Origin of the sequence: Mycobacterium sp. 050272, from assembly GCF_039023525.1 — a bacterium.
Lineage (GTDB): Bacteria > Actinomycetota > Actinomycetes > Mycobacteriales > Mycobacteriaceae > Mycobacterium.
Window position 1 is genome coordinate 356,050 of the sequence record NZ_JBCHKV010000002.1, and the last position, 24,338, is coordinate 380,387.

Genomic DNA, 24,338 nt, shown 5'->3' on the forward strand with positions numbered 1-24,338 from the left:
CGATCGTGCCGATCGCGGCCCCGACGGGCTACGCCGTCGTATCGGTGGCGCCCAAGCGCAGATGCTCGATGTGGTACACGGCCTCGTCGAGCAATTGAGCGACATGGTTGTCGTAGAGGCGGTAGACGATGTTGCGGCCGTTGCGGTCGCCGGCAACCAGCCCCAAGGCGCGCAGCAGCCGCAATTGGTGAGACACCGCCGGCTGTTCCATGCCGACCGCCGTGGACAGTTCGCCGACCGAGCACGGCGATTGCCGTAGCCGGGTCAGGATCATCAGCCGGTTGGGTGAGGCCAGCGCTTGCAGTGTCTCGGCGATCTTGATGGCCGAGACCGAGTCGAGCGTGGCTGGTGGCGTCACCCTGCCGTCGACTCCGTGCCCCATCTGTCAATTGAAGCACGCGTCCACAAACTGATATGACATATGTAGAGCTTTACATGTATACATGCATAGTGGATTGCCCCGGGAAAGAGGCCGCTTCGATGACGTGCACCACCGCGCAGCCGACGCGCACGCCCTTGTCGGACGCCGGGCGCTCACCCGTCTCGGGTCTGTGGTCGGTCGGGTCGATTCGGTGGGCGACGGTAGCCCTGGCCCTGTTCATGGCCGGGCTCGCGACGCAGTTGCTGGGCGCTCCTGCGTGGGCTTGGTGGGTCCTGTACCTGGCCTGCTACCTGACCGGCGGCTGGGAACCGGCCTGGGAGGGCTTGCAGGCGTTGCGTTCTCGCACACTCGACGTCGATCTGCTGATGGTCCTCGCCGCGATCGGCGCCGCGAGCATCGGCCAGGTCTTCGACGGTGCGTTGTTGATCGTCATTTTCGCCACGTCGGGCGCGTTGGAGGACGCGGCGACCAAACGCACCGAGGATTCAGTCAAGGGCTTGCTCGACCTGGCACCCGATCGCGCCATCCGCCTGGCCGCCAACGGGATCGAAGAATCGGTCCACGCCACCGAGCTGCGCGTCGGCGACCTCGTCATCGTGCGCCCAGGTGAGCGCGTCGGCGCCGACGGTGTCGTTGTCGACGGCGCCTCCGATGTCGATCAGTCGTCAGTGACCGGGGAGCCGATGCCGGTCGTAAAGGCCGCCCACGACGAAGTCTTTGCCGGAACCCTCAATGGTGCTGGGGCACTTCGTGTTCGCGTTACCAAAGACCCCTCCGACACGGTCGTCGCCCGCATCGTTGCCCTGGTCGCGGCGGCATCGGCCACCAAGGCCAACACGCAACTGTTCATTGAGAAGGTCGAGCAACGTTATTCCGTGGGCGTCGTCGTGACGACGCTCGCCCTGTTCGCGGCGCCCCTGATCCTCGGCGCCGACTTACGGTCCACGCTGCTTCGCGCGATGACGTTCATGATCGTGGCATCGCCGTGTGCGGTCGTGTTGGCGACCATGCCGCCGCTGCTCTCGGCGATCGCCAACGCCGGGCGCCGCGGTGTGCTGGTCAAGTCGGCGGTTGCGATGGAGCACCTGGCCGACACCACCCAGGTGACGATCGACAAGACCGGCACGCTCACGACGGGCACACCGCGACTCAGCGGCATCGCCGTGATTGACGACGGCTACCGCGATGACGATGTGTTGCGAATAGCTGCCAGCGCAGAGCAATTCAGCGAACATCCGCTCGGGCGCGCGATCGTCGCCGCCGCCCGCGCGCGCAAGCTGGCCGTTGCCGAGGCCACCGATTTTGAAGCCCTGCCCGGTCGGGGCGTGCGTGCGCGTGTCACCGGCCGCAGCATCGAAGTGCTGAGCCCGCGCGCATTTCACGGCAACCCGGCCGCGGCGAGCGACCTCGAACGCCAAGGCACCACGGCCGTTCTCGTCGTCGTCGATGGTGCGCCGGTGGGCGTTCTCGGACTCGACGACACCGTGCGCGAGGGAAGCGAGCGCGTGGTCCGTGCTATCGCCGCGATCACTGCGGGACCGCCGGTCCTGCTGACCGGTGATACTCGCCCTGCCGCCGAGCAGCTGGCCGCACGGGTCGGGATCACCGATGTCCGAGCCGACCTGCTGCCCGACGACAAGGTCGCCGCCGTGCGCCAACTGCAGGCCGACGGCCACCGGGTGTTGCTGGTCGGCGACGGCATCAATGACGCGCCCGCCATGGCCGCCGCGCACGCCTCGATTGCCATGGGCCGCAACGGCGCCGACCTCACCTTGGAAACCGCCGACGCCGTCACCGTCCGGGACGAACTCGCGACGATCCCGGCCGTGGTTGCGCTGGCCCGTCGGGCTCGCCGGGTTGTGATCGCCAATTTGGCCATCGCGGCGGCCTTCATCACCGGACTCGTCGTCTGGGACCTGTTCGGCCACCTGCCGCTCCCCCTCGGCGTGGCGGGCCACGAGGGTTCGACCATCATCGTCGCGCTCAACGGATTGCGACTCCTGAGCGGGCGGGCCTGGCCGACGGCTGCCGATGCACCCGGATCGTGATGTAACGGATTGACGATCGTTACCGAAGAAAGGGGCAGTGCATGGCTGTGCACTTCCCCGACTCCTAGGAGCGATATGACCGCACTGATGATGTTCCGCCCATGGACTACCCAGACGGTTCGTCGCTGCGGTGCGGACCGCGAACCGACTGCTTGGGCAGGTTTCATCAATGCGGCTTCCGGGGCGGTTCGCCCGTTGGCGGTTGTGGCCGGCGTCCTCGCAGCCGCAGCGACGCTGCCCGCGCTCGCCCAGGCTGACACGTCCGACGACACCATCACCACCGCACTCAACGGCGCGGGTATCGGCAACAATGGCTCGCTGAGCAACACCATTGCCGGACTCGGCCAGTCAATTTGCCCATCCTTGGTAAAGCCGGGTGCGACGGTCGCGTCCATCGCATCGCAACTGTCCGGGAAGACTGGGCTTTCGGCGACCATGGCCGGGCTGGTCACCGGCATGGCGATCCAGATGGAATGCCCGGGCGTGCTGACCTCGGTTGCCAACGGCAAGATGCCGTTCCCGCTGATGGGCGCCAACCCCGCGCCCACCCCGTTTCAGTTTCCCGGCCGCTGACCCCGCAGTGACCTAGCTGGCCACGAAGGCTCCCCGAGCAGGGCTATCGTCTCGGTCAAGGTTATCGATCGGTAGGAAGGGTCCCCATGACGAGCTCCGTGGGCAGAGTGGCCGGCAAAGTCGCGTTCATCACGGGCGCTGCGCGCGGCCAAGGCCGAGAACATGCCGTCCGCCTCGCCGAGGAGGGCGCCGACATCATCGCCGTGGATCTGTGTGGTGACGTCGAGGGCGTGATGTACCCGGGGGCCACTCAGGACGATCTCGAGGAAACCGTGGCGCTGGTCGAAAAGTTGGACCGGCGCATCGTGGCCGCGACGGCCGATGTCAGAAACGTTGCGAGCCTGGGTGAAGCGTTGCAGCGCGGGGTCGACGAGTTGGGTCGCCCCGACGTGGTGATCGCCAACGCCGGCATCAGCGGCAGTCCCGCACCCGCCGCGATGATCGAGGAAGCCGCCTGGCAGACAATGCTCGACATCAATCTCACCGGGGTCTGGCACACCGTCAAGGTGGCGGTGCCGCATATGTCCGACGGTCGCGGCGGGTCCATCATCCTGGTGAGCTCCATGTTGGGGCTGCGCGGCGGCGGTTACATGGCGCACTACGCCTCGGCGAAGCACGGCGTGGTTGGCTTGATGAACTCCCTCGCGAATGAGCTTGCGCCGCAGTTGATTCGAGTGAATTCGATTCATCCCGGCAACATCCGGACGCCGATGATCGACAACGAGCCGTTCCACCGCATGCTGCGGCCCGACCTCCCCAACCCCACGATGGACGACACGGCTGCCGTGCTCGGTCACTTCCATATGCTGCCGGTGCCGGTCATCGATGCGAGCGCGGTCAGTAACGCCGTGCTGTTTCTGGCCTCCGACGAGTCGCAGTACATCACCGGCGCCGCGCTGCCGATCGATGCGGGGGCTGTGGCGAAGTTCTAGCCTGGGCGGACCCCGCCCGACTTCAGGCAAGCGGTGCGCGCCCGCATTAGCTACTATCTACGTATGCATGCAGATAATGCTGCACCGCCGCTCGCCGAGGATCAGGTCAGCCTGATCGTCGAGGTCTTCCGGATGTTGGCCGACCACACCCGCATTCGGGTGCTGTGGGCGCTGACCGAGGGTGAGTCGTCGGTCAACGACCTTGCCGAAAAGGTGGACAAGCCCGCGCCGTCGGTGTCCCAGCATTTGGCCAAGCTGCGAATGGCCCGGCTGGTCCGCACTCGCCGGGCCGGCACCACGATCTACTACAGCCTGGAAAACGAGCACGTCCGCCAGTTGGTCATCGACGCGGTGTGCAACGCCGAACATGCCGGTCCCGGCGTGCCATCCCACCATCGCGGCGACCCCGATGTACGGGGCATCACGAGCGATCGCCGACTAGGCAAGGCCCGCGCACGATGAGCGATCACGGGCACGACCACTCGCACGGACACGATCACGCGCACCGCCACCCGAAGGGATTGTGGGGCGCGGTCAAGGAGATCTTCGCACCGCATTCCCACGATGCCGCCGACAGCGTTGACAGCGAGCTGGAGTCCAGTGCCGACGGCATCCGCGCGGTCAAGATCAGCCTGCTGGTCCTGGGCGCGACGGCCATTGCGCAGATCGTCGTCGTGGTCCTCTCCGGCTCCATCGCGCTGGCCGCAGACACCATCCACAATTTCTCCGACGCTCTGACCGCGGTGCCGCTGTGGATCGCATTTGCGTTGAGCACCAAGGCCGCAACGCGCCGCTACACCTACGGCTTCGGCCGGGCCGAAGACCTTGCCGGGCTGTTCGTGGTCGCGATGATCACACTGTCGGCGATCATCGCCGGGTACGAGGCCGTTGAGCGGCTGATCAATCCGCGGCCCATCGAGCACGTCGGCTGGGTCGCGGTGGCAGGACTACTCGGGTTCATCGGAAACGAATGGGTGGCGCTCTACCGCATTCGGGTCGGTCGCCGCATCGGCTCGGCCGCGCTTGTCGCCGACGGCCTGCACGCGCGCACCGATGGCTTCACCTCGCTGGCGGTGCTGGCCGGTGCCGGCGGCGTGGCGTTGGGCTTCCCGCTTGCCGATCCGATCGTCGGCTTGGTGATCACGTTGGCCATCTTGGCGGTGCTGCGCACCGCGGTGCGAGATGTGTTCCGCCGCTTGATGGACGGCGTCGATCCGGAGCTCATCGACACTGCTGAAGCCGCGCTGGCCGCCCGACCCGGCGTGCGTGCGGTGCGTAGTGTGCGGATGCGCTGGATCGGGCACCGGCTCCACGCCGATGCCGAACTCGATATCGACCCTGCGTTGAGTTTGGCTGCCGCGCACCGAATCGCGCACGAATCCGAGCACGATCTGATGCACGCCGTGCCCAAGCTGACCACCGCGATGATTCATGCCTATCCGGCCGGCGGCACCAACGCGGCCCAGGAACATCGCGAGAGCATCGCGTCGAACGCTCATCACCACTGACCACTGAAGCTGCGCGGCACTCTATCGTCTATGGCGACCACACCTTCGGCTACAGAAAGACGGCAATGATGCCAGCTAGTGATCGCCAGCCGCGTCCGCCACTGCGCGTCGTCCCCTGGGGCATCGGAACGGTGGGCGCCGAGATGGTCACGACCATCATCGACCATCGACCCGATCTCGAGATCGTCGGCGCCCGGGTGTATTCCGACGCAAAGGACGGAGTCGACGTCGGCACCCTGGTGGGTCGCGACCCGATCGGTGTCGCCGCGACCACCGACGTCGACAAGATCATGGAGCTCGACGCGGACTGCGTGCTCTACACGCCGCGCAACACCAACCTCGACGAGGTCTGCGCGTTACTTGTCGGCGGAAAAAACGTTGCGACAACGGCATTCCTGTTCCATCCGCGCCGTATCGCACCGGCCGACCGCCATCGGGTGCTCGAGGCTTGCCGAGCCGGCAACACCACGGTGCACGGCAGCGGGCTGAACCCCGGGAACCTCTCCGGGGCACTGCCGCTGACCCTGTCCGGCATGTGCCGCACCATCGACAAGATCACGCTGCAGGAGCGCGCCGACTGGTCGGTCTACGAAAGCACCTCAATCACGTTCGACAACATGCGTTTTGGCCAACCCGTCGAGGAGATCAGCCCGCAAGCCAGCGAGTTTCTGGCCTTCAACAGCGGGATCTTCACCGAACAGGTCTGGTTCCTCGCCGACACGCTCAACGCCGACATCGACGAGGTCACCGCGACCGTACAGGCCGTTCCCGCCCGCGAGGATCATCAGATCTTCGATCAGGTGCTGCGCGCGGGAACCACTGCGGGGCAACGGTGGAAATGGTCGGGCCGGCGCAACGGCGAGGTGCTCGTCGAGATCGAGACACTGTGGACCGTCGGCGGCGAATACCCGGACAATTGGCCCAAACCCCAGGACGGGTGGACGCTGACGATCGAGGGCGACCCCTCGATGCGGACCCACTTCTTCTGCCTGGCCAGCTTCACCCGCGCCGCGAGCATGCAAGAGCACGTCCGCTCGGCAAGCGTGGCCACCGGCATGCAAGTGCTCAACGCCGTGCCCGCGATCTGCGCAGCCCCATCGAGCTTCGCCACGGCGGCGACACTGCCCCTGATTCACAGCCACGTCGGATTCGGCAACACGACCAAAGCGTGATCGGCTGCCCGGCAAGGTTTTTGCCGCGTGCTGACTGAACACGAGTAGTGTTGGTCCGATGGCTGCCGCGACGTCGAATCAGCGGATGATCGCGGGGGTTGCCGCCGCGGCGGTCTCGCTCGGGGTCGCCGCGCTGGTGGGCATCCCATTCGGCGCGCGGGCGGATGCGCGCGCCGCGGTCGGCTCCATGGTCGTCGATCTGACCCCGGGGCCCGTCAAAGAGTGCGCGATTCAGACCTTGGGCTCGCTGGACAAGATCTTCTTGGCGGTCGTCGTGCTCGTGGTGATCGCGACGATCGCGGCGGTCGCCGGCAGCTTCGAAACCAAGCGGCGTCCCGTCGGCAGCGCGGTCATCGCCGGGGCGGGCATCCTCGGCTGCGCCGCAGTGCTGTCCCGGCAGGGCGCGACGTTGCCCGACACGATCCCCACCGTCGCGGGTGCGCTCAGCGGCGTGGCGAGCCTGCGCTTTCTCACCCGCCGGTGTGAGCCGAAGGACCCCGACGGCGACGAGCCGGACGCACGCCGGCGCGCGCTGCTGGTGTACGGATTGTTTGGTTTCGGCGTGTTGGGCGGTGTGGTGGGTGCGGTCGTCACCCGATTGGTGCATTCGGTGGCCGCCGACCGCAACGCCGTCACGCTTCCCACCCCCCGCGTACCGGCTCCACCCGTCCCCGCCGACGTCCAACCGAAAGGCGTCGCGCTCCCGAGCTTTGTCACCGCTGCCAGCGACTTTTACCGGGTGGACACCGCGCTCAGCGTTCCCCAACTCAGCCACCGCGACTGGCGGCTGCGCATTCACGGCATGGTGGACCGCGAAGCCACCTACAACTTTGACGACCTGACCCGTTTCGAGGTCGTGGAGACGGTGGCGACATTGACCTGTGTGTCGAATCCCGTTGGTGGAAAGCTGATTTCGACGGGTGTGTGGACAGGTTACCGGCTGGCCGACCTGCTGACGGCCGCCGGTGTGCACGCAACCGCCGACATGGTGCTCTCCACCTCGATCGACGGATTCACCGCGGGCACGCCGGTGCAGGCCCTCACCGATGGCCGCGACGCGCTGCTGGCGGTGGGCCTGAACGGTCAGCCGCTGCCGGTAGAGCACGGCTATCCGGCCCGGCTCGTGGTGCCCGGGCTCTACGGGTATGTGTCCGCCACCAAGTGGGTCGTCGACTTGGAGCTGACTCGATTCGACAAAGCAAAGGCGTACTGGACGCGGTTCGGCTGGGCGGCGCAGGCGCCGATCAAGACCGAGTCGCGCATCGACGTGCCGGCAGACGGCCAGAAACTGCCGAGAGGATCCGTCGTGTTCGGGGGTGTGGCGTGGGCACAGAATCGGGGGGTGCGGGCCGTGGAGGTTCGCATCGACGATGGTGGATGGCAGCCCGCCGAATTGGGCGCCAGTTATTCCAATGCGACGTGGCGATTGTGGAGCTTGCCCTGGGAGGCGAAAACCGTTGGAAATCATCGCATTACAGTGCGCGCCACCGACAACTCCGGAGCTACCCAAACTGCGGATCAAGTTCCCAGTGTCCCCGACGGCGCCACCGGCTGGCACACGGTGAACTTCACCGTGGCGGAGAACTGACGAACTATTTCGACGTCAGTTTGCGCCAACTGAATACCGCAATCGCGATGCCGATCAGCACCGTGATCGGACCGATGATCGACCAGGTTGTGGTGTTGCTCATCGGGCTACCGCCCAGGACCCCGAATCCCTGCAGCGCCCAGATCAGACCGAACAGCGCGATGAGCAATCCGACCGCGAACATGACGACGAAGCCCCTACTCATACAAGAAGCCTAGGCGCCGGGAGCCCGCAGGCCCTAGCCGCGTCGCAACCGCCGCCGTTACCGCGACGGTCGCTCGCTGCCGGCAAACCGCTCGACCAACAGGTGCACGCGTTCGCTGATGTGGTTGGCACGCAGGCGCCCCGTGGCGGCAAGTGTCACCAGTCCGTGCAGCGCCGCCCAGAACACCTCGGTCAGGGTATCGGCGTCATCGCCGTCGGCGACTCGACCGACCGCCTGACGCAACGCCGCGAACGCCTCCGCCAGCTGCGGGGGTGTGTCGGCTGCGGCGAATCGGAGCGCGGTTGCGCGGGTGAACATCGCGGCGTAGACGGCCGGGTTGTCGCGGGCGAAGTCCAGGTAGGCCTGTGCGATCCGGGCCAGGGCCACCTCGGCCGCGGCATCCGCATCGGCACCCTGAATCGCCGCGGCGAGCTCCGCGTAACCATCGAGGGCGACGGCGTCGGCTATCTGTTCCATGCTCGCGAAGTGCTTGTACAGCACGGGCTGGCTGTACTCGATCTCATTGGCGAGCCGGCGGGTGGTGACCGCATCCCAGCCTTCGGCCTCGGCCAGAATGCGCGCGGTGCTGACGATGAGCCGTCGTCGGGCCGCTTGCTCACGATCGCGACGCTCTTTGATGGCCATGCTTGATGGTAGCACCGCTACTTGGAATAGCAATGCTATCGACGAGGTTCGGATGGAGGGTTAGCGTTGCTAGCACTTCAGGAGAAAGGGACCGAAAATGGTATTGGACCTGCTCATCCGCGCCGCCCCAGTGGTGGCGGTATTGGGTACCGGCGTGGTGTACGGCACCGACGTGTTCTGTGCGATGGTGATGCGTCCCGCGCTGGGCCGGATCGACGACGACACGCTGGTCACGGTGATGGGCCACGTGCACCGCTACGGCGACCGGCGCATGCCGGTGCCCGGCGTGCTCGGCATCGTCGCCGCGGCGATCGGCGCGGCGACCGCGGCAGCCTGCGCGCACTGGCCCCAAGCGATCGCCTCGATCGTTGCGCTGGCCGCGCTGCTGCTCTGGCTGCTGCTTTACCTGCGAATCAGCGCGCCCATCAACCGGCAGCTCACCGCCGCCGCCGAGCGCGGCGAAACGTTGCCGGATGGGCGTGCCCTGCAAGCCCGATGGGATGCCGTCATCAATGCCCGCGCGGCACTGCAGGGCCTGGCCGTGGCCGCGTTGTGTGTCGCGCTGACGATCTGACCCCGCCAGACACAAGGAGCACACCGCACATGTTTGAGCTCAGGCTCTACACCCTGCGATCAGCGCAGGCCCTTCGGCAATACGCCGACGTGCACTGGGCCCGTCACGTGGTGACCTTCGCCGCGTTCGGCGTCACCACCCACGGGGTGTGGACCGAACACGGCGGCGACACGAATCGGCTGGTCGCCGTGATCAGCTACCCGCCCGGTGCGGACTCCGAGGAGCTCACCCGGCGCGTCATGGCCAGCCCGGAGTTCGCCGCCGACATGGCCGGCTTCGATGTCGCCGACATCCTCGACGTCCAGACCGCACTGCTCGACCCGACACCTTCTTCCCCGATCCACTAATCGAACGGAGCACTCGACATGACCACCACCATCGGCTACGTCCTCGCCGGCATCCTCGCCGCAGCCATCATCTTCGTCGGCGCCCGGTTCCTGATCGCGCCGCGCGTCGCCGCCGCCGGCTACGGCGTGCCCGCCGATCCTGACCAACCCGCGGTACGCGCTTACCTCGGCGTCAAGGGCATCCGCGACATCACCACCGGACTCTTCGTGATCATCGCGATGCTCGCGCACGCCACACACCTCGTCGGCTGGATCATGCTGGCCGCCACCGTGATCCCGATCGTCGACGCCACCATCGTGCTGCGCAACGGCGGAGCCAAGTCAGTCGCCTACGGTGTGCACGGCGGCACCGCGGCGGTCATGCTCGTCGCGACCGCCCTGCTGTTGGTGTCCTGAGCACGACCCGCTGCGCCGCGCGATCACCCCGCTGCTGAAACTTGACACTCATCTGCTGGACGGAATCGAGTTGTCGGACAAGGCAATCGTGCCCAAGATGATGAACTGACCTATGCAGCACACGATTGGGACGACAAAAGATATGCGAAATATGGTGCGCCTCTTGCGGAATACCAGAAGCATGAGAACCTCGAGGATGATCAGGCCGGCGGTTCCGACCGCACCAACCAAGAGAGCCTCTCGAATATGCGAGCCTCGATCACAGCGAATACCGTGCATCGTGCATTCGCCGTGCGGATCGTCCAGGCTAGAGACCAGAAGAAAGACACTCAGCATCAGCGTGAGGCCTACCAGCGCGGCATGTAGGACGACGAGCACGAGCGTCGCGGGATGGTATTTCGGCTTCGGGTGGCCTGGAGTCTGCGCGACCGACACGATTCGATTGTGCACAATTTCCCGGCTGCAGTTCGCATTTCGGCACCTGGACGTGTGCACTGACAGGCGTGGGCCGACTCGGCGCACCCGACCGTCCCGGTGACGTGACTTCCACCAGGACGGGGTCCCGCGGTCAGATCGCCGAGGTACCGCCGTCGACCACCAACTCCATCCCGTTGACGTAGCTCGAGTCGTCGGAGGCGAGGAACAACGCGGCCGACGCGATCTCCCCCGGGCTGCCCATCTGTCCCCGCGGGATCAGGGACTCGAACTGCGCCTTGGTCTCCTCGTCGAACAACTCTTCTTGCTTTGGGGTGGCCACCTGACCGGGCGTCAGCACGTTCACCCGGATCCTTCTGTCCTTCAACTCCGACAGCCACACCCGGGCGTAGGCGGGCAGCACGGCCTTGCTGGCGGCATACACGCTCCACTCGGGGTAGCCCTTGAGCGAGGCGTTCGACCCGGTCATGAAGATCGAGCCGCCGTCGTTGAACAGCGGCAGCGCCTTTTGCACCGTGAACAGGGTGCCGCGCGCATTCAGCCAGAAGGCGGCGTGGAAGTGCTCCTCGGTGATCTCGCCGAGCCTGCCCTGCTCCCCCGTCCCGGCACTTGCCCACAACACGTCGATGGAGCCCTTCTCGTCTCTGACCGTGCCGAACAAACGGTCCAGGTCGTCGAGGTCGGCCGCATCGGCCTGCACGCCCGTCACGTTCCGGCCGATCTGCTGGACGGCTTCGTCCAGCGCGTCCTTGCGGCGGCCCGTGATGAAGACATGAGCTCCTTCGTCAACGAACAACTTCGCGCCGGCCAAGGCCAATCCGCTTGTCGCCCCAGTGATCACCGCGACTTTGCCGTCAAGTTTTCCCACGATCACTCCGTTCGTTCCGCATATTATGTACACCGATCAGAGTGCTTAACGTATCGGAGGATGGCGCGGACCGCAAGCTATGCACACCGATCCGTACCCAACCGGGTTACGCTGGGGAGGTGGTGGAGCTGGAGAAGGGGCCGCGAGGTCTGCGCCGTGGCAGGGGCGCACGAGAGCGCATCCTCGGCGCGTCACGACAGCTGTTCGGAGAGCAGGGCATCAACGGCACCGGCCTGGATCAGCTCTGCGCGACGGCGCAGGTGTCCAAGCGCACGTTTTACCAGCACTTCACCGGCAAGGACGAGCTGATCGCCGAATACCTACGCCGATTCGATCCGGACGTCCTGCCGGAGCTATTCGACCGCACCGATCTGACGCCCCGCCAACGGCTGCGCGCGGCCTTCGACATGCACGGACCCCTGTGCCCGTTCATCGCCGCGGCCGTCGAAATCCAGGACCCCGGCCACCCCGCCCGCGCACACGCCTGCGACTACAAAAAGGCTTTTGCCGCGCGGCTCATCGAAACCGCGCGTGCGGCCGGCGCGAGCGACCCCGAACAGCTTGGCGAACAACTGGCGCTGCTCCTGGACGGCGCCTCCGCGCGCAGCCGAGTCCTCAATGCCGAAGCCTTTGCCACCGCCGCAGCCATCGCCGACGTCCTCATCGACAACGCCATCCCCACGACAGCGGCAAGCGCGGCGCCGCCAACCGGGACGGAGTTGGGCGTCGATTCCGAAGGGTCTACCCCGCACCCCTGTTGAGCGTTGCGTCTTATTCGTGGATCGACAGCGATGAGAGTCTCGGATACAGGATTGCCGGGCCCAACCATCGAGTAACGAAGCGGCGCAGCGGGAGTCCCTGGCGCGTCGCCTGTCCAGGATCGGTGAGCAGGGATTGCACCGTACGCAAGGTCATTTCGGCAAGCTCACGCAGGGCGGGAGGGTCGAAGCCGTGCAGCTTCCAATCGACGTCGAGCCGGTGAAACACGGATAGGCAGAATGCGATTGCCGTGTCGGAGGTCAGCGAAGTGACCGCGTCGCCGTCGTCTCGCCGGGTCAGTAGCTTCTCCAGCTGCGGATCGCCGGAGAGGTTTTCGACACCGAAGGAAACGCATTCGACTACCGCGGTGACCGGGTCTTGGAAGCCGCTGCCGTGGTCTGCGACTTGGTCGATGAATCCGTTGACGGCGCGCATTGCGCTGGCGATCAGCATCGCGTCGGCGTTGGGAAAGTAGCGGTACACCGTCTGGCGGGTGACTCCGAGCCTACGGGCAATGTCGGCAAGTCGTATCGCCGCTCCATGCTCGGCGATTTCCTCGTCGACCGCGCTCAGGATCCGCGAAATTGCTTCCTCGTCCGATGCGGGCGTCGCACCTGCCCAGCCGCGACTACGCATCCGACGTCACAAGCCGTTCACTGGTGAATTCAATCGGAAGTGTTGTCGGGCCGGTCATTCCCAGCACGGATCTCCACGGTGCCGGGCCGATGCGATGGGTGGTGAGAAGCCGGCGGGTGAGGACGGTGAGTGCTTCCGCCAATTCCCGGCGGGCGAGGTTCGCCCCGAGGCAATAGTGTGCGCCACCTCCGAACGTCAGAATGGCGGGAACGTCCTTGCGCGCGATGTCGAAGCGGCCAGCATCTGTGTAAATCGCTGGATCACGGTTGGCCGCAAGGGTATTCACGAGTACGAACGTTCCCGCGGGGAACATGTAACCACCGAACTCGACATCGTCAATGGCGGCTCGCGGCACGATGCAGGCCGCCGGGGAGTGCCGCATGCTCTCCTCGACCGCCTGCATCGCAAGTTCCGGGTGGTCGCGCAGCTTCGCCCACTGGTCCGGATGCTCACAGAGCACCTGCACCGACGCCGCCAGCTGGTTTCGCGTCGTGTCCGTTCCCGCCATCAAGAAACCGGCGACCAGCATGCGGAGCTCGTCGAGATTCAGCCGGTCGCCGTCGCTTTCGGCGCGGATGAGCTCCGACAGCAGGTCATCGGTCAGATTGTTTCGGCGGGCGGCGACCATGTCATCGACGTAGTCGTCCAGTTCGCCCCACGCTCCCATGATCTCGGCTTCATCGAAGTTGGCGTCCGGCTGAAAGTTGAGGGCTTTGAAGATCTCTTCGGTCCAGTCCGAAAACAACTGCCAGTCCCCGCGGGGCGCACCGAGCAGCGCGCACATGATCGGGGTGGGATAGGGACGCGCGATGTCGGTCACCACGTCACACCGCCCGGCATCCACTACCCGGTCGATCAGCCCGTTTACCACCTCATGGATGGTGTCCTGCAGACGCGATGTCGCGCGGGGCGTAAACGCCTTGGAAACCAGTTTGCGCAACCGCACGTGTGAGGCGCCGTCCAAGCCGAGCAGGCTGTTCGCCAGCTTGTCGAACAACGGACCCGAGGTGATGCCCTGTGCGGCCAGAGTGATACCGGGCGGTAGCCGGAATCTGTTGTCGCGCAGCATTTCACGGGCCATTTCGTACGTCAGGATCTCCGGGCCCAGGGGCCCGATGGCGATGGGCGCGCGCGATTGCGCCAGCCGGACGTCGTCGAGGATGTCGTGCGGGGTCGCGTCGAGGCTGTACGTGAGCGTCGGCAGCCCGGCTTGGAAGACGTTGGGAGCGGCGCTGTTCAGGTTCATCGACATCTCGTCTCTCCGTCAGCCGCCTTGGCCGACATCTTCAGCAAAAGCGTATGACCATCTTAACCGTCCGTCAATGATCCACGGGCTTATATGCAGTTGAATACACGCAATGCTTGGTATGGTCATACGGATCTTTGAGAAACGTCCGCACTGTCGCCTGCCGATCACTTCCACACCTAACCGACGAAAGCCCGCTGAGCGGCAATCACAGAAATTGCTGACAACGCATTGTCAGCAGGTGTCATCCTTTGGGCATGTCCGAAGCCCGGCACGTTGTTCTGATTCACGGCAACTGGTCCCGCGGAGAACAGCTGGCTGGTCTGCGTACCGCCTTCGACGAACGCGGCTTCATCGCTCACGCCCCGACACTGCGCCATCACGAACTGCCGATCCGTGAGGGCGCCCGCAAGATCGCGTCGCTGCGGCTGCGGGACTATGTCGACGACCTGTTGGCCTTCGTCGGTTCGCTCGAAACGCCACCGTTGTTGGTCGGCCACTCGATGGGCGGCCTGATTGCGCAACTGGTCGCCGCACGCACACCACACATCGGGCTAGTAGCGGCGTGCCCCGCTCCCGCGGCAGGCATTGCAGGTTCGACACCTGCGAACAGGCGAATGTCGATGCCCTGGTTCCTTAGGCCTCGCGCCTGGGCCAAGCCCGTGCCTCCCCCGACGTACGAGCGCTTCCGGGCGTGGATAGCGAACACCCAATCCGAGGACACCGCCCGTGAGATATTCGACGGCCTAGTCTGCGACTCGGGCCGCGCTCAATGGGAGATGCTCCTCGCGACACTCAAGCTATCCAAGACGACCCTTGTCGATGCTGCCGCGGTGGACACGCCCGTACTAGTCCTTGGCGGTGAGTACGACCTGATCGTGCCCGAGCGAGTTCTGCAACAGACCGCGGCGCAATACCAGCACGCCGACGTCGTTCTCATACCAAACTCTGACCACATGGTCTTCTCCGGAAGCTGCCTGCCCATAACCATGCGCTACATCGACGAGTGGCTTGCAAATAATCAGCTTCAACCGATGCGCGGTACAACGTCGCCCGACTAGTGCCACGCACTGTTCAAACGTGGTGGAGCTAAGGGGAATCGAACCCCTGACCTTCTCGATGCGAACGAGACGCGCTACCAACTGCGCTATAGCCCCTTGACCGCTAGAGGCTACCAGTTCCGCACGGGCGCCAGCACGGACGGCACTACTGGCCGACGGCGCGGGGCAGGTCGCGGGGCCAGCCGAAGTGCTGCTGCGGCATCGCGTAATCCAGGTGCTCGAAGATCGGGTCCTCGTCGTCGATCTCCAGGACCACCGCGCCGGGTCGGCGCAGCCGCGACGGGACCACGTCGTAGTCGCGGTCGCGCGTGTTCTCCACGCCCATGCGCGCGCGGGCCATCCGCTGCGTGCGGCGGCGACGGATCTTCTCCTCGATCCTGGTCTGCCTGCGCAGATAGCCCAGGTAGAGGATCGTGATCGCGGTGGCCACACCGCAGACCCACCAGGCGGTCGGGCTGATCTCGAACGCGGCCGTCGCCGAGCCGACCAGGATCACGGCCATCACCATCAGCACCTTCTTACGGAAGGCGTACTTGCGGGCGGTGACGGCGGCCGCGGTCTTGGTGTCGAAGCGACGGCGACGCTGGGCACTCGACGGCATCACGCGCTCGCGCACAGCCGGTTCGTCGTCGTCTGCCTCGGGCTCCAAACCGGACGAGTCCTCGACGTATTCGTACTCGTCGTCGTGGTGTTCCTCGTCGGCCCCGGCCTGCTCGTCCTCGTCGACGGCCGCGAGCTGGGGTTCGGTGGCCGCGGCGCTGGCACCGACCGGCAGCGCGTCGGAGTCTTCGATGACGTCGACGTCCAGGTAGTCGGGCTCGGCCGGCTCGGCGGCCGCCACCCGCATCACCACCGGACGGGCGGGGCGCAGTTCCTCGGTCTCGGCGTCGTGTTCATCATCGGTCCCGGTGAGGTCGTCGCGGTGCTCCGCATCGTCGAACTCGTCCTCGGCCGAGTCTTCCGGCTGCCAGTGCGGGTCGCTGCGGTGGCCCGAGGCCGGACCGCTGCGCCGCAGCAGCCGGGACCCGGTGCCGTTGAGCACCCGGGTCGCCAGCGCCACGTCACTGGTGCGTCGCACGGCGTCTCGCTTGCTGATCAGCATCGGTACCAGCACGAACAGCCAGAGCACCACGAGTGAGATCCACAACAACGACTGCGGGATGCTTGGCATTATGACCTGCTCCTTCTGGTCCGGATCCCCGCGAGGCCGATCGTTGACCTGCGCGGCCGGGACCTGTGACCAGCGCAATTACACACCTGTAATTTGCCTCAATCAAGCATCACACGCCACATATGTCACGTGAGCCACAGAAATATTGCGATTTGTCTACGGCGGCGGGTCGTCGAGCAGCGAAACTGCCCCGAAGGCGAGGCCGAGGGCCGCGAACTTACGCCCAGCGCGCGTATCCGGCACGGACCAGCGTCGATGCCACCGATCCGTAGACCTCCTCGGCCGTAATCGCCATCAGCAGATGGTCGCGCCACGCCCGGTCGACCTCGAGATAGCGGCGCAGCAGGCCCTCCTCGCGAAAGCCGACCTTGGCCAACACGGCGCGGCTCGCGAGATTCTCCGGGCGCACGGTGGCCTCCACCCGGTGCAGCATCACCGGCCCGAAGCAATGATCCAGCCCCAGCGCCAGCGCGCCGGTGGCCACACCTGCACCGGTCGCCGAGCTCGGCACCCAGTAGCCGATCCACGCCGAGCGCAGCGCGCCGTGGGTCACGTTGCCGATGGTCAGCTGTCCGCAGAATTGCCCGTCGAGCTCGATCACGTACGGCAGCATTCGGCCGTTGCGGGCCTCGGCACGCAGGCCGGAACACAACGCGGGCCAGGCCGCGACGGTGTGCCGCAGCCCCCAATCGCCGTCGGAGGTGGGCTCCCACGGCTCGAGATGTGCCCGGTCGGCCAACCGGTGGCGACTCCACTGCGCGCCGTCGCGCATCCGCACCGCGCGCAACCGGACCACACCGGCCGCGACCCGCAGCGGCCCCACCGACGACGGCCAACCGGGGTGACGGGCGCTAGAGCGCAAAAGGTTCACCGGCGTGCGCAGTCGTATGAGTCAGCCGCGCTGGGCCAGGAACGCGACGTCGACGATCTCGCCGGTGCGAATCTGTTCGGCACCACTGGGAACCACAACTAGACAGTTTGCCTCAGCCAGCGTCGCGAGCAAATGCGAAGACGCCCCCGGGGCGCCGCCCAGGGCCTGTACCAGATACTCGCCGCTGTCCTGGTCGCGCATCAGCTGGCCGCGCAGGTAACCCTTGCGCCCGGCCACCGACGTGATCGGCGACAGCGTGCGGGCCTGCACGACGCGCCGCATCGGCTGGCGCTTGCCCAGCGACAGCCGGATCAGTGGCCGCACCATCACCTCGAAGACCACCAGCGCACTGACCGGGTTGGCCGGCAGCAGAAAGACCGGCACGCCGTCGCGCCCGAGCTGCCCGAAGCCCTGCACCGATCCCGGGTGCATGGCGACCCGGACGACCTCCATGTCACCGAGTTCGGACAACACCACCCGCACCGCTTCGGCGGCCGCGCCCCCGACTCCGCCGGCGATCACCACAACCTCGGCGCGATTGATCTGACCCTGGACGATTTCGCCGAGCTCCTGCGGGTTGTTGGGCACAATGCCGACCCGGTTGACCTCCGCGCCGGCATCCCGGGCCGCGGCAGCCAGCGCGTAGGAGTTGACGTCGTAGACCTGCCCGTTGCTCGGCGTCCGCGAGATGTCGACCAGCTCCCCACCCACCGCCATCACCGACACCCGCGGGCGCGGGTGCACCAGGACCCGCTCGCGGCCGACCGCGGCAAGCAAGCCCACCTGAGCCGGGCCGATGATCGTCCCGGCCCGCACCGCCACATCGCCGGGCTGGACGTCGTCGCCGGCGCGCCGCACATAGGCACCCGACGGCGCCCCGCGCAGAATCCGCACCTTCGACGTGCCGCCGTCGGTCCACCGCAGCGGCAGCACAGCGTCGGCCAGCGTGGGCAGCGGCGCCCCGGTCTGCACCCGGGCGGCTTGGCGCGGCTGCAGCCGGCTCGGCGTTCGCGCCCCGGCCTCGATGGTCCCCATCACCGGCAGGACCAACCCGCCGGGGTTGTCCTCGTCGGCCATCGGCTCGCCGGTTTCGTCGAGCGAAAGGTCGCCACCCACCTCACCGATCCCCAGCACGTCGACGCTGCGCACCGCGTAACCGTCGATCGCGGCCTGGTCGAAGCCGGGCAGCGGCCGCTCGGTCACCACTTCCTCGGCGCACAACAATCCCTGCGCCTCCGCGATGGCGACCCGTATCGGGCGCGGGGCTACCGCGGCCGCCGTTATCCGGGCTTGCTGCTCCTCAACCGAACGCACTCGCCGCGCCTCTCTGCCGTCACCCTGACGGGCGCGCCGTATCGGGCCTTCGCCCGATCGCCCGGTCTGTTCACCGGGCCCGGCATGGCGGCCGGCTACTGCTCGTTCAGGCCCAATCGCGCCACCAACCACCGCCGCAATTCCGGGCCGTAGTCGTCACGATCCAATGCAAAGTCAACCGCAGCCTTGAGGTAGCCGCCGGGATTTCCCAAGTCGTGTCGAGATCCGCGATGCACGACGACATGCACCGGGTGGCCCTCTTTGATCAGCAACGCGATCGCATCGGTGAGCTGTAACTCGCCGCCGGCACCGTGGTCGATGCGGCGCAACGCGTCGAAAATGGCGCGGTCGAGCACATAACGGCCGGCTGCGGCGTACAACGACGGAGCCTCGGACGCCTTGGGCTTTTCCACCATGCCGTTGACTTTGAGCACGTCGGAATTGCCCGCACCGGGGATGGCCTCGACGTCGAAAACACCGTAGGCACTGATTTCCTCGGGCGTGACCTCGATGGCGCACAACACCGTGCCGCCGTACTCGGCGCGCACCTTGGCCATCGTCTCCAGCACGCCGGTCGGCAGCACCAGGTCGTCGGGCAGCAGCACCATCACGGCGTCCTCGTCGGGCGTCAGCCTCGGCTCCACGCAACCGATCGCGTGTCCCAGCCCGAGCGGTTCGGCCTGCACCACCGACTCGACCTTGATCAGCGCCGGCGCGCGGCGCACCTTGGCCAGCATCGCCTTCTTGCCGCGCGCTTCGAGCGTGCCCTCCAGCACCAGGTCCTCGACGAAGTGCGCGACCACGCCGTCCTTGCCCTCGGAGGTGATGATCACCAACCGCTCGGCGCCGGCGGCGGCCGCCTCCTCGGCGACCAGCTCGATACCGGGCGTATCGACGACGGGCAGCAACTCTTTGGGCACCGTCTTGGTGGCCGGCAGGAAACGGGTGCCCAGACCGGCTGCGGGGACGATCGCCGTGTACGGGATCGGGACTTCATCTGGCCGTGACATCGTTCACACCATAGCGCTCAGAGGGGTTGCCGCCGTTGCATGGCAGGCCGAATACCCGGGCTGTCATCGTTGATGCATGACGACTTCGACCAAGGCCGCGTTGCGCGAGCACGTGCTGGCGGCCCGAAGTCAGGTTGCCGACGACGTGCGCGCCGCGCAGGCGCGGATGCTCAACGAACAGCTCGCCCTCACGGTGAGCAGCGGCAGCACCGTCTGCGCCTACGTCCCGGTGGGTACCGAGCCGGGTTCGGTCGCGATGCTGGACATGTTGCTGCGCCACGCGCGGCGGGTGTTGTTGCCCGTTGCGCGCACCCGCGGTGACGGCACCCCGATGCGGCTGCGCTGGGCCGAGTACCGGCCGGGTGAGCTCGTCGCTGGCCGCTGGGGCCTGCTCGAGCCGCCCGAGCCGTGGCTGCCGGCGTCTGTGCTGGCCGAGGCGGAGATGGTGGTGGTTCCGGCACTGGCCGTGGACCGCCGGGGCGTGCGGCTGGGCCGGGGCCGCGGCTTCTACGACCGCTCGCTGGATGCCAGAAACCCGCAGGCACGGCTGATCGCGATGGTGCGCGACGAGGAGTTCGTCGAGGAATTGCCGGCCGAACCGCACGATGTGCCGATGACGCACGTAATCACCCCCGGGCACGGCGTGGTGGCGCTGCACACGGGGTGACAACGCCCGGGAATGAGACGGATTTCATGGCTGTTTTAGCACTCAAGCACTGTAGAGTGCTAACAAGCTTATCTAACGGAGGTTTTGGAGTGCCGACCTACAGCTACGCGTGCACCGAATGCGATGACCGCTTCGACGTCGTACAGGCCTTCACCGACGACGCCCTGACCACGTGTGAGAAGTGCTCGGGCCGACTGCGCAAGTTGTTCAACTCCGTCGGCGTCGTGTTCAAGGGCAGCGGCTTCTACCGCACCGACAGCCGCGAGTCGGGCAAAAAGTCGTCGTCGACCTCGAGCAACGGCTCGTCGACCAACGGATCTTCCGAGACCTCCAGCTCAAGCGACAAGTCCTCGTCCAGCGAGAAATCCAGCTCCGGCGACAAGTCCTCGTCCAGCGAGAAGTCGACGACGTCGGCCGCGGCCAGCTAGCGGGTTATCCACAGCACCGATGCCTTTCGGGCGCATTGCGTTGCCCGCTGGGCCTACTGTCGCGGCGTGGCCGAACCATCGCTGAATCCGGCGCTCCTGCAGCGGATATCGCAGTCGCTGCGCCCGGACTGGACCCGGACCGTGCTGGCCCGCCGGGTGGCGGCGGGCGGGCTCGTCGCGTTGGCCGGTATCGCGGCGGTGCGCTCGAATCCGGACGGCGATCGCGTCGACGCGGTGGTGGCCGCGCGTGACCTGACTCCCGGCACGGCGTTGAGCTCCGACGATGTTCGAGTTGAAAAGCGTTTGGCGACAACACTTCCTGATGGTTCACAAGCAGACGTGAGCGCCGTCGTGGGTTCGATGCTGGCCGGTCCGGCGCGTCGGGGTGAGGTGCTCACCGACGTCCGGCTGCTGGGCAGCCGGCTGGCCGAGGCCGCGATCGGATCGAAGGCCGGGCCGGGCGCGCGCATCGTGCCGCTGCATTTGGCCGACAGCGCGCTGATCGACCTGGTGCGTGCCGGCGACGTGGTCGACGTGCTGGCCGCGCCCACCGATTCGCGGCCGGGCACCCAGGCGACCAGCGTGGTGGTGGCCACCGATGCCGTCGTGGTGCTCGTGTCGCCGAAGCAGAAAGTCCAGGCCGCCGATAATGACCGCGTAGTCTTAGTTGCGCTGCCGGCCCGCGTGGCGAACACGGTGGCAGGCTCGGTGCTAGGGCAGGCAGTGACCCTCACCCTGCACTGAGTGCCTGACACCCCGCTCGCCAGAGCGCCCGCAGCAAACTGTGTCCAGCCCAGAAAGGACGTCGAATGCTCAAGGGGTTCAAGGAGTTTCTCGCGCGGGGCAATATCGTCGACCTGTCCGTCGCGGTGGTCATCGGTACGGCATTCACCGGCCTGGTCACCAAGTTCACCGACAGCATCATTCAGCCGTTGATCAACCGGATCGGCGTCAACCAGCAATCCGATGTCGGCATCCTGAAGATCAGCATCGGTGGCGGCCAGACGATTGACCTCAACGTGCTGGTGTCCGCCGCGATCAACTTCGTCCTGGTCGCCGCGGTGGTGTACTTCCTGGTCGTGCTGCCCTACAACACGTTCCGCAAACGCGGCGAGGTCGAGCAGGCCGACGACGCCCAGGTGGTCTTGCTGACCGAGATCCGCGACCTGCTCGCGCAGACAAACGGAGGGGCTTCGTCGGGCCGGCACGGCGGGGCGGGCACCACGCCGCCGCCCGAATACGGGCCGCGCGCGGACGCCGAATCGCTGTAGGTCCCCGCGGCCTGAACGAGACGCCCGCGCGACTTTAGATCTCGAGGCTCGATAACTGCCCGATGATCTGTGCGGCGAGCGGATTCAGCGTCGCCATGCCATCGCGCACCGCGTACCGGGAACCGGCAAGGTTGACCACCAGGGTGCTTCCGGACACGCCGGCCAGACCACGTGACAACCCGGCGTCGATGATTCCCGCCGACAGCCCGGAGGCCCGGACGGCCTCGGCGATGCCCAGGATTTCCCGGTCCAAGATCTCGACGGTGGCCTCCGGTGTGACATCGCGCGGGGTCACTCCGGTGCCGCCGACCGACACCACCAGATCCACCCCACCGATCACCGCGGTGTTCAGCGCGTTGCGGATCTCGACCTCGTCGGCCGCGACCGCCACCACACCGTCGACCACGAATCCCGCCTCGGTCAGCAGCTCGGTGACCAGCGGCCCGCTGTGGTCTTCTTCGTCCCCGTGGGCGGTGCGATCGTCGACCACCACGACCAGAGCCCGGCCGACTACCAATTCCGCACCCGTATCCATGGGTGCAACCGTATATCCGAGCTCGGACATGGGCTCGTCGACTCTCATCACTGATCCGCCTTGCCGAGGGTGACCTGCACGGTCCGGCTGCCGCCGCCGGGATCTTGGAAGGTCAGCGATACCTTGTCGCCTGGCGCCTTGGACCGCACCGCGGCGACCAGCGCGTCGGCGCTGCTGATCGGACGGTCGTCGACCTTGGTAACGACCACGTTCTTGGGCACGCCCGCGTTCGAGGCCGCGCCGCCGGTCACGACGTCGACGACCTTGGCGCCGGGCGTGCTCTTGTCACTGGTCACCTGCACGCCCAGCGACGCATGCGACGCCTTGCCGGTGCTGATCAACTCGTCGGCGATGCGCTTGGCCTGGTCGACCGGAATCGCGAAACCGAGGCCGATCGAACCGCTCTGGGCGTCCGGCGAATCCGAACCCAGGGTGGCGATCGCGGAGTTGATGCCGACCAGCTGCCCCTGCAGGTTGACCAGCGCACCACCGGAGTTACCCGGGTTAATCGCGGCATCGGTCTGAATGGCGTCCAGCACGGTGTTCTGATTGCCCGACTCGCCGGTCGTGGACACCGGCCGGTTCAGGGCGCTGATGATCCCGGTGGTCACCGTGCCCGACAAGCCCAGCGGGGAACCGATCGCCATCACGGGCTGGCCGACCCGCACATCGGACGAGGAACCCATCGCGATCGGGGTCAGGCCGGAGACACCCTGCACACGGATGACGGCGATATCGCTGGTGGGATCGGCACCCACCACCGTGAACGGCGCGGTGCGGCCGTCCGAGAAGGTCACCGTCGTTTTCGGCGCGGGACCACCCGGCCCGCCGGGCGGCGGGCTTCCGGGCGGCGGGCTTCCGGGCGTCGGGGTACCAGGTCCACCGGGACCCTTCGGCGGGGCGGCGGCCGCGGCGATGACGTGGTTGTTGGTCAGAATCAGCCCGTCGGACGACAGGATGACGCCGGACCCCTCTTCGGATGCCCGACCGAGATCGGTCTCCAGCATCACGACGCTGGGCACCACCTTCGCGGCAACCTGTTCGACGGTGCCGGGCGGCATGTTTGCCGCCGGAACGCCGGGTGTGGCGCCCGACGGACCGCTGCTACCGCTGGCGGTGGTGGAGTGCGTCCCCAGTTCGACCACCGTGGCCGCGGCGCCGCCGATGCCCGCCGACACCACCGAGATCGCCAGGGCTCCGGCTACCAGCAGGCCGGCGCGGCCTCGCTTCTGCGGTCGCTGCGGCCCCATCGGCGGCAGCATGCCGGGGATCGGACCCGTGCCGGTGGCTCCGGGAATCGGCCCTACTCCGGTGTGGCCGGGAATGGGTCCGGCGCCGGTGCTTCCAGGAATCGGGCCCGCGCCGGTACCGCCGGGGATCCGGCCCGGCCCGGTGCCGCCGGGTATCACACCGGCCCCGGTGTCTCCGAACGGCTCGTACGGCCGACGGTACTGCGAGGTCTGCGACGGTTGTGATTGCTGGCCTTGCTGGTACCGCCAGTCGTAAGGCTGGTTGTACGGTTGCTGATGCCCTTGGGCATACGCGGGAGCTCCACCCGGTTCAAAGGGCTGGTTAGGCGCGCTGGGGTAGCCCGGCTGCTGAGGCGGTGGCGAATACCTCGGGTCATTCGTCATGGCGCTAAGTCGCTCTTCCTCTAATTGGGGTGCTGTCGAGCTCGACTTGGCTCGATTGTCAA

General features: G+C 66.7%; 29 protein-coding genes and 1 tRNA gene. 16 read left to right on the plus strand and 14 right to left on the minus strand.

Annotated elements, in window-relative coordinates:
- Positions 1-28 precede the first annotated feature (28 nt).
- A complete protein-coding gene (locus AAHS21_RS06440; RefSeq protein WP_342926857.1) occupies positions 29-382 on the minus strand; it encodes a metalloregulator ArsR/SmtB family transcription factor in 354 nt (117 codons plus the stop codon).
- A 98-nt stretch (positions 383-480) separates the two neighbouring features.
- Here AAHS21_RS06440 and AAHS21_RS06445 point away from each other — a divergent pair, with 98 nt between their 5' ends.
- The 7 genes from AAHS21_RS06445 (at position 481) to AAHS21_RS06475 (ending at position 8,203) form a co-directional block, all read left to right on the plus strand.
- Positions 481-2,430: a heavy metal translocating P-type ATPase gene (locus AAHS21_RS06445; protein ID WP_342926858.1), complete on the plus strand. Its 1,950-nt coding sequence runs from the start codon at positions 481-483 to the stop codon at positions 2,428-2,430.
- A 75-nt stretch (positions 2,431-2,505) separates the two neighbouring features.
- Positions 2,506-3,003 carry a DUF732 domain-containing protein gene (locus AAHS21_RS06450; RefSeq protein ID WP_342926859.1) on the plus strand — a complete coding sequence of 166 codons (498 nt, stop codon included), beginning with the start codon at positions 2,506-2,508 and terminating at the stop codon, positions 3,001-3,003.
- A gap of 86 nt (positions 3,004-3,089) precedes the next feature.
- Positions 3,090-3,935 carry a mycofactocin-coupled SDR family oxidoreductase gene (locus AAHS21_RS06455; RefSeq protein ID WP_342926860.1) on the plus strand — a complete coding sequence of 282 codons (846 nt, stop codon included), beginning with the start codon at positions 3,090-3,092 and terminating at the stop codon, positions 3,933-3,935.
- 63 nt (positions 3,936-3,998) lie between these two features.
- Entirely contained in the window at positions 3,999-4,397 is a 399-nt protein-coding gene (locus tag AAHS21_RS06460; RefSeq protein WP_342926861.1) for a metalloregulator ArsR/SmtB family transcription factor, read from the plus strand.
- A complete protein-coding gene (locus tag AAHS21_RS06465) occupies positions 4,394-5,443 on the plus strand; it encodes a cation diffusion facilitator family transporter (RefSeq protein ID WP_342926862.1) in 1,050 nt (349 codons plus the stop codon). The genes AAHS21_RS06460 and AAHS21_RS06465 overlap by 4 nt, the downstream gene beginning before the upstream one ends.
- Before the next feature lie 143 nt (positions 5,444-5,586).
- Complete coding sequence (locus tag AAHS21_RS06470) at positions 5,587-6,615, plus strand: dihydrodipicolinate reductase (protein ID WP_342927105.1); 1,029 nt, start codon at positions 5,587-5,589, stop codon at positions 6,613-6,615.
- 58 nt (positions 6,616-6,673) lie between these two features.
- Positions 6,674-8,203 carry a molybdopterin-dependent oxidoreductase gene (locus tag AAHS21_RS06475; protein WP_342926863.1) on the plus strand — a complete coding sequence of 510 codons (1,530 nt, stop codon included), beginning with the start codon at positions 6,674-6,676 and terminating at the stop codon, positions 8,201-8,203.
- A 4-nt stretch (positions 8,204-8,207) separates the two neighbouring features.
- Here the strand turns inward: AAHS21_RS06475 and AAHS21_RS06480 are convergent, their stop codons facing one another.
- The gene (locus AAHS21_RS06480) at positions 8,208-8,408 is read right to left on the minus strand and encodes a hypothetical protein (RefSeq protein ID WP_342926864.1); all 201 of its coding nucleotides are present in this window, start codon (positions 8,406-8,408) and stop codon (positions 8,208-8,210) included.
- 57 nt (positions 8,409-8,465) lie between these two features.
- Positions 8,466-9,053 (minus strand): TetR/AcrR family transcriptional regulator, encoded by a 588-nt coding sequence (locus AAHS21_RS06485; RefSeq protein WP_342926865.1) that lies wholly within the window; start codon positions 9,051-9,053, stop codon positions 8,466-8,468.
- A 97-nt stretch (positions 9,054-9,150) separates the two neighbouring features.
- Here AAHS21_RS06485 and AAHS21_RS06490 point away from each other — a divergent pair, with 97 nt between their 5' ends.
- The 3 genes from AAHS21_RS06490 to AAHS21_RS06500 are packed head-to-tail and all read left to right on the plus strand — an operon-like array spanning position 9,151 to position 10,370.
- On the plus strand, positions 9,151-9,627 hold the full coding sequence (locus AAHS21_RS06490) for a DUF1772 domain-containing protein (protein WP_342926866.1): 477 nt from the start codon (positions 9,151-9,153) through the stop codon (positions 9,625-9,627).
- 29 nt (positions 9,628-9,656) lie between these two features.
- Entirely contained in the window at positions 9,657-9,974 is a 318-nt protein-coding gene (locus tag AAHS21_RS06495; RefSeq protein ID WP_342926867.1) for an NIPSNAP family protein, read from the plus strand.
- Between the two features lie 18 nt (positions 9,975-9,992).
- The gene (locus AAHS21_RS06500) at positions 9,993-10,370 is read left to right on the plus strand and encodes a DUF4267 domain-containing protein (RefSeq protein WP_342926868.1); all 378 of its coding nucleotides are present in this window, start codon (positions 9,993-9,995) and stop codon (positions 10,368-10,370) included.
- Positions 10,371-10,418: 48 nt separating this feature from the next.
- Here AAHS21_RS06500 and AAHS21_RS06505 read toward each other — a convergent pair whose 3' ends face one another.
- Together AAHS21_RS06505 and AAHS21_RS06510 are read right to left on the minus strand one after the other, a co-directional pair.
- Entirely contained in the window at positions 10,419-10,805 is a 387-nt protein-coding gene (locus tag AAHS21_RS06505) for a hypothetical protein (protein WP_342926869.1), read from the minus strand.
- A gap of 133 nt (positions 10,806-10,938) precedes the next feature.
- Positions 10,939-11,673, minus strand: a complete 735-nt coding sequence (locus tag AAHS21_RS06510) for an SDR family oxidoreductase (RefSeq protein WP_342926870.1) — start codon at positions 11,671-11,673, stop codon at positions 10,939-10,941.
- A 41-nt stretch (positions 11,674-11,714) separates the two neighbouring features.
- On the opposite strand from AAHS21_RS06510, the gene AAHS21_RS06515 reads away from it, so the two are divergent.
- The gene (locus AAHS21_RS06515; RefSeq protein ID WP_342926871.1) at positions 11,715-12,434 is read left to right on the plus strand and encodes a TetR/AcrR family transcriptional regulator; all 720 of its coding nucleotides are present in this window, start codon (positions 11,715-11,717) and stop codon (positions 12,432-12,434) included.
- Between the two features lie 10 nt (positions 12,435-12,444).
- Here AAHS21_RS06515 and AAHS21_RS06520 read toward each other — a convergent pair whose 3' ends face one another.
- Both AAHS21_RS06520 and AAHS21_RS06525 read right to left on the minus strand, forming a co-directional pair.
- Positions 12,445-13,068, minus strand: coding sequence for a TetR/AcrR family transcriptional regulator (locus AAHS21_RS06520; protein ID WP_342926872.1), 624 nt, complete (start codon positions 13,066-13,068; stop codon positions 12,445-12,447).
- Complete coding sequence (locus AAHS21_RS06525; RefSeq protein WP_342926873.1) at positions 13,061-14,314, minus strand: cytochrome P450; 1,254 nt, start codon at positions 14,312-14,314, stop codon at positions 13,061-13,063. The genes AAHS21_RS06520 and AAHS21_RS06525 overlap by 8 nt, the downstream gene beginning before the upstream one ends.
- A gap of 257 nt (positions 14,315-14,571) precedes the next feature.
- On the opposite strand from AAHS21_RS06525, the gene AAHS21_RS06530 reads away from it, so the two are divergent.
- Positions 14,572-15,375 (plus strand): alpha/beta fold hydrolase, encoded by an 804-nt coding sequence (locus tag AAHS21_RS06530; RefSeq protein ID WP_342926874.1) that lies wholly within the window; start codon positions 14,572-14,574, stop codon positions 15,373-15,375.
- 20 nt (positions 15,376-15,395) lie between these two features.
- On the opposite strand, the gene AAHS21_RS06535 is transcribed toward AAHS21_RS06530, so the two are convergent.
- The 5 genes from AAHS21_RS06535 to AAHS21_RS06555 all read right to left on the minus strand — a co-directional run bounded on the left by AAHS21_RS06535 (position 15,396) and on the right by AAHS21_RS06555 (position 19,741).
- Positions 15,396-15,471: transfer RNA gene (locus AAHS21_RS06535), tRNA-Ala, on the minus strand.
- Between the two features lie 49 nt (positions 15,472-15,520).
- Complete coding sequence (gene glpR / locus AAHS21_RS06540; protein WP_342926875.1) at positions 15,521-16,546, minus strand: gephyrin-like molybdotransferase receptor GlpR; 1,026 nt, start codon at positions 16,544-16,546, stop codon at positions 15,521-15,523.
- A gap of 217 nt (positions 16,547-16,763) precedes the next feature.
- Complete coding sequence (locus AAHS21_RS06545) at positions 16,764-17,417, minus strand: GNAT family protein (protein ID WP_342926876.1); 654 nt, start codon at positions 17,415-17,417, stop codon at positions 16,764-16,766.
- Positions 17,418-17,438: 21 nt separating this feature from the next.
- On the minus strand, positions 17,439-18,731 hold the full coding sequence (glp, locus tag AAHS21_RS06550; protein WP_342926877.1) for a gephyrin-like molybdotransferase Glp: 1,293 nt from the start codon (positions 18,729-18,731) through the stop codon (positions 17,439-17,441).
- Positions 18,732-18,826: 95 nt separating this feature from the next.
- Positions 18,827-19,741 carry a UTP--glucose-1-phosphate uridylyltransferase gene (locus AAHS21_RS06555; protein ID WP_342926878.1) on the minus strand — a complete coding sequence of 305 codons (915 nt, stop codon included), beginning with the start codon at positions 19,739-19,741 and terminating at the stop codon, positions 18,827-18,829.
- Between the two features lie 76 nt (positions 19,742-19,817).
- On the opposite strand from AAHS21_RS06555, the gene AAHS21_RS06560 reads away from it, so the two are divergent.
- From AAHS21_RS06560 to mscL, 4 genes are all read left to right on the plus strand, one after another.
- Positions 19,818-20,408: a 5-formyltetrahydrofolate cyclo-ligase gene (locus AAHS21_RS06560; protein WP_342926879.1), complete on the plus strand. Its 591-nt coding sequence runs from the start codon at positions 19,818-19,820 to the stop codon at positions 20,406-20,408.
- Positions 20,409-20,497: 89 nt separating this feature from the next.
- Positions 20,498-20,836 carry an FmdB family zinc ribbon protein gene (locus AAHS21_RS06565; protein WP_342926880.1) on the plus strand — a complete coding sequence of 113 codons (339 nt, stop codon included), beginning with the start codon at positions 20,498-20,500 and terminating at the stop codon, positions 20,834-20,836.
- Positions 20,837-20,902: 66 nt separating this feature from the next.
- A complete protein-coding gene (locus AAHS21_RS06570) occupies positions 20,903-21,580 on the plus strand; it encodes an SAF domain-containing protein (protein WP_342926881.1) in 678 nt (225 codons plus the stop codon).
- 65 nt (positions 21,581-21,645) lie between these two features.
- Positions 21,646-22,107: a large-conductance mechanosensitive channel protein MscL gene (mscL, locus tag AAHS21_RS06575; protein ID WP_096289905.1), complete on the plus strand. Its 462-nt coding sequence runs from the start codon at positions 21,646-21,648 to the stop codon at positions 22,105-22,107.
- A 34-nt stretch (positions 22,108-22,141) separates the two neighbouring features.
- Here mscL and AAHS21_RS06580 read toward each other — a convergent pair whose 3' ends face one another.
- Together AAHS21_RS06580 and AAHS21_RS06585 are read right to left on the minus strand one after the other, a co-directional pair.
- Positions 22,142-22,690, minus strand: a complete 549-nt coding sequence (locus AAHS21_RS06580; protein ID WP_342926882.1) for a MogA/MoaB family molybdenum cofactor biosynthesis protein — start codon at positions 22,688-22,690, stop codon at positions 22,142-22,144.
- Positions 22,690-24,276 (minus strand): trypsin-like peptidase domain-containing protein, encoded by a 1,587-nt coding sequence (locus tag AAHS21_RS06585; RefSeq protein WP_342926883.1) that lies wholly within the window; start codon positions 24,274-24,276, stop codon positions 22,690-22,692. Before AAHS21_RS06585 ends, AAHS21_RS06580 begins: the two co-directional genes overlap by 1 nt.
- Positions 24,277-24,338: the final 62 nt, after the last annotated feature.

Bases quoted from the DNA above. Each gene is read 5' to 3' on its own strand.
- AAHS21_RS06440 (WP_342926857.1), bottom strand. From the start codon at position 382: ATGGGGCACGGAGTCGACGGCAGGGTGACGCCACCAGCCACGCTCGAC.
- AAHS21_RS06445 (WP_342926858.1), top strand. From the start codon at position 481: ATGACGTGCACCACCGCGCAGCCGACGCGCACGCCCTTGTCGGACGCC.
- AAHS21_RS06450 (WP_342926859.1), top strand. From the start codon at position 2,506: ATGACCGCACTGATGATGTTCCGCCCATGGACTACCCAGACGGTTCGT.
- AAHS21_RS06455 (WP_342926860.1), top strand. From the start codon at position 3,090: ATGACGAGCTCCGTGGGCAGAGTGGCCGGCAAAGTCGCGTTCATCACG.
- AAHS21_RS06460 (WP_342926861.1), top strand. From the start codon at position 3,999: ATGCATGCAGATAATGCTGCACCGCCGCTCGCCGAGGATCAGGTCAGC.
- AAHS21_RS06465 (WP_342926862.1), top strand. From the start codon at position 4,394: ATGAGCGATCACGGGCACGACCACTCGCACGGACACGATCACGCGCAC.
- AAHS21_RS06470 (WP_342927105.1), top strand. From the start codon at position 5,587: ATGGTCACGACCATCATCGACCATCGACCCGATCTCGAGATCGTCGGC.
- AAHS21_RS06475 (WP_342926863.1), top strand. From the start codon at position 6,674: ATGGCTGCCGCGACGTCGAATCAGCGGATGATCGCGGGGGTTGCCGCC.
- AAHS21_RS06480 (WP_342926864.1), bottom strand. From the start codon at position 8,408: ATGAGTAGGGGCTTCGTCGTCATGTTCGCGGTCGGATTGCTCATCGCG.
- AAHS21_RS06485 (WP_342926865.1), bottom strand. From the start codon at position 9,053: ATGGCCATCAAAGAGCGTCGCGATCGTGAGCAAGCGGCCCGACGACGG.
- AAHS21_RS06490 (WP_342926866.1), top strand. From the start codon at position 9,151: ATGGTATTGGACCTGCTCATCCGCGCCGCCCCAGTGGTGGCGGTATTG.
- AAHS21_RS06495 (WP_342926867.1), top strand. From the start codon at position 9,657: ATGTTTGAGCTCAGGCTCTACACCCTGCGATCAGCGCAGGCCCTTCGG.
- AAHS21_RS06500 (WP_342926868.1), top strand. From the start codon at position 9,993: ATGACCACCACCATCGGCTACGTCCTCGCCGGCATCCTCGCCGCAGCC.
- AAHS21_RS06520 (WP_342926872.1), bottom strand. From the start codon at position 13,068: ATGCGTAGTCGCGGCTGGGCAGGTGCGACGCCCGCATCGGACGAGGAA.
- AAHS21_RS06525 (WP_342926873.1), bottom strand. From the start codon at position 14,314: ATGAACCTGAACAGCGCCGCTCCCAACGTCTTCCAAGCCGGGCTGCCG.
- AAHS21_RS06530 (WP_342926874.1), top strand. From the start codon at position 14,572: ATGTCCGAAGCCCGGCACGTTGTTCTGATTCACGGCAACTGGTCCCGC.
- glpR (WP_342926875.1), bottom strand. From the start codon at position 16,546: ATGCCAAGCATCCCGCAGTCGTTGTTGTGGATCTCACTCGTGGTGCTC.
- AAHS21_RS06555 (WP_342926878.1), bottom strand. From the start codon at position 19,741: ATGTCACGGCCAGATGAAGTCCCGATCCCGTACACGGCGATCGTCCCC.
- AAHS21_RS06560 (WP_342926879.1), top strand. From the start codon at position 19,818: ATGACGACTTCGACCAAGGCCGCGTTGCGCGAGCACGTGCTGGCGGCC.
- mscL (WP_096289905.1), top strand. From the start codon at position 21,646: ATGCTCAAGGGGTTCAAGGAGTTTCTCGCGCGGGGCAATATCGTCGAC.
- AAHS21_RS06580 (WP_342926882.1), bottom strand. From the start codon at position 22,690: ATGAGAGTCGACGAGCCCATGTCCGAGCTCGGATATACGGTTGCACCC.
- AAHS21_RS06585 (WP_342926883.1), bottom strand. From the start codon at position 24,276: ATGACGAATGACCCGAGGTATTCGCCACCGCCTCAGCAGCCGGGCTAC.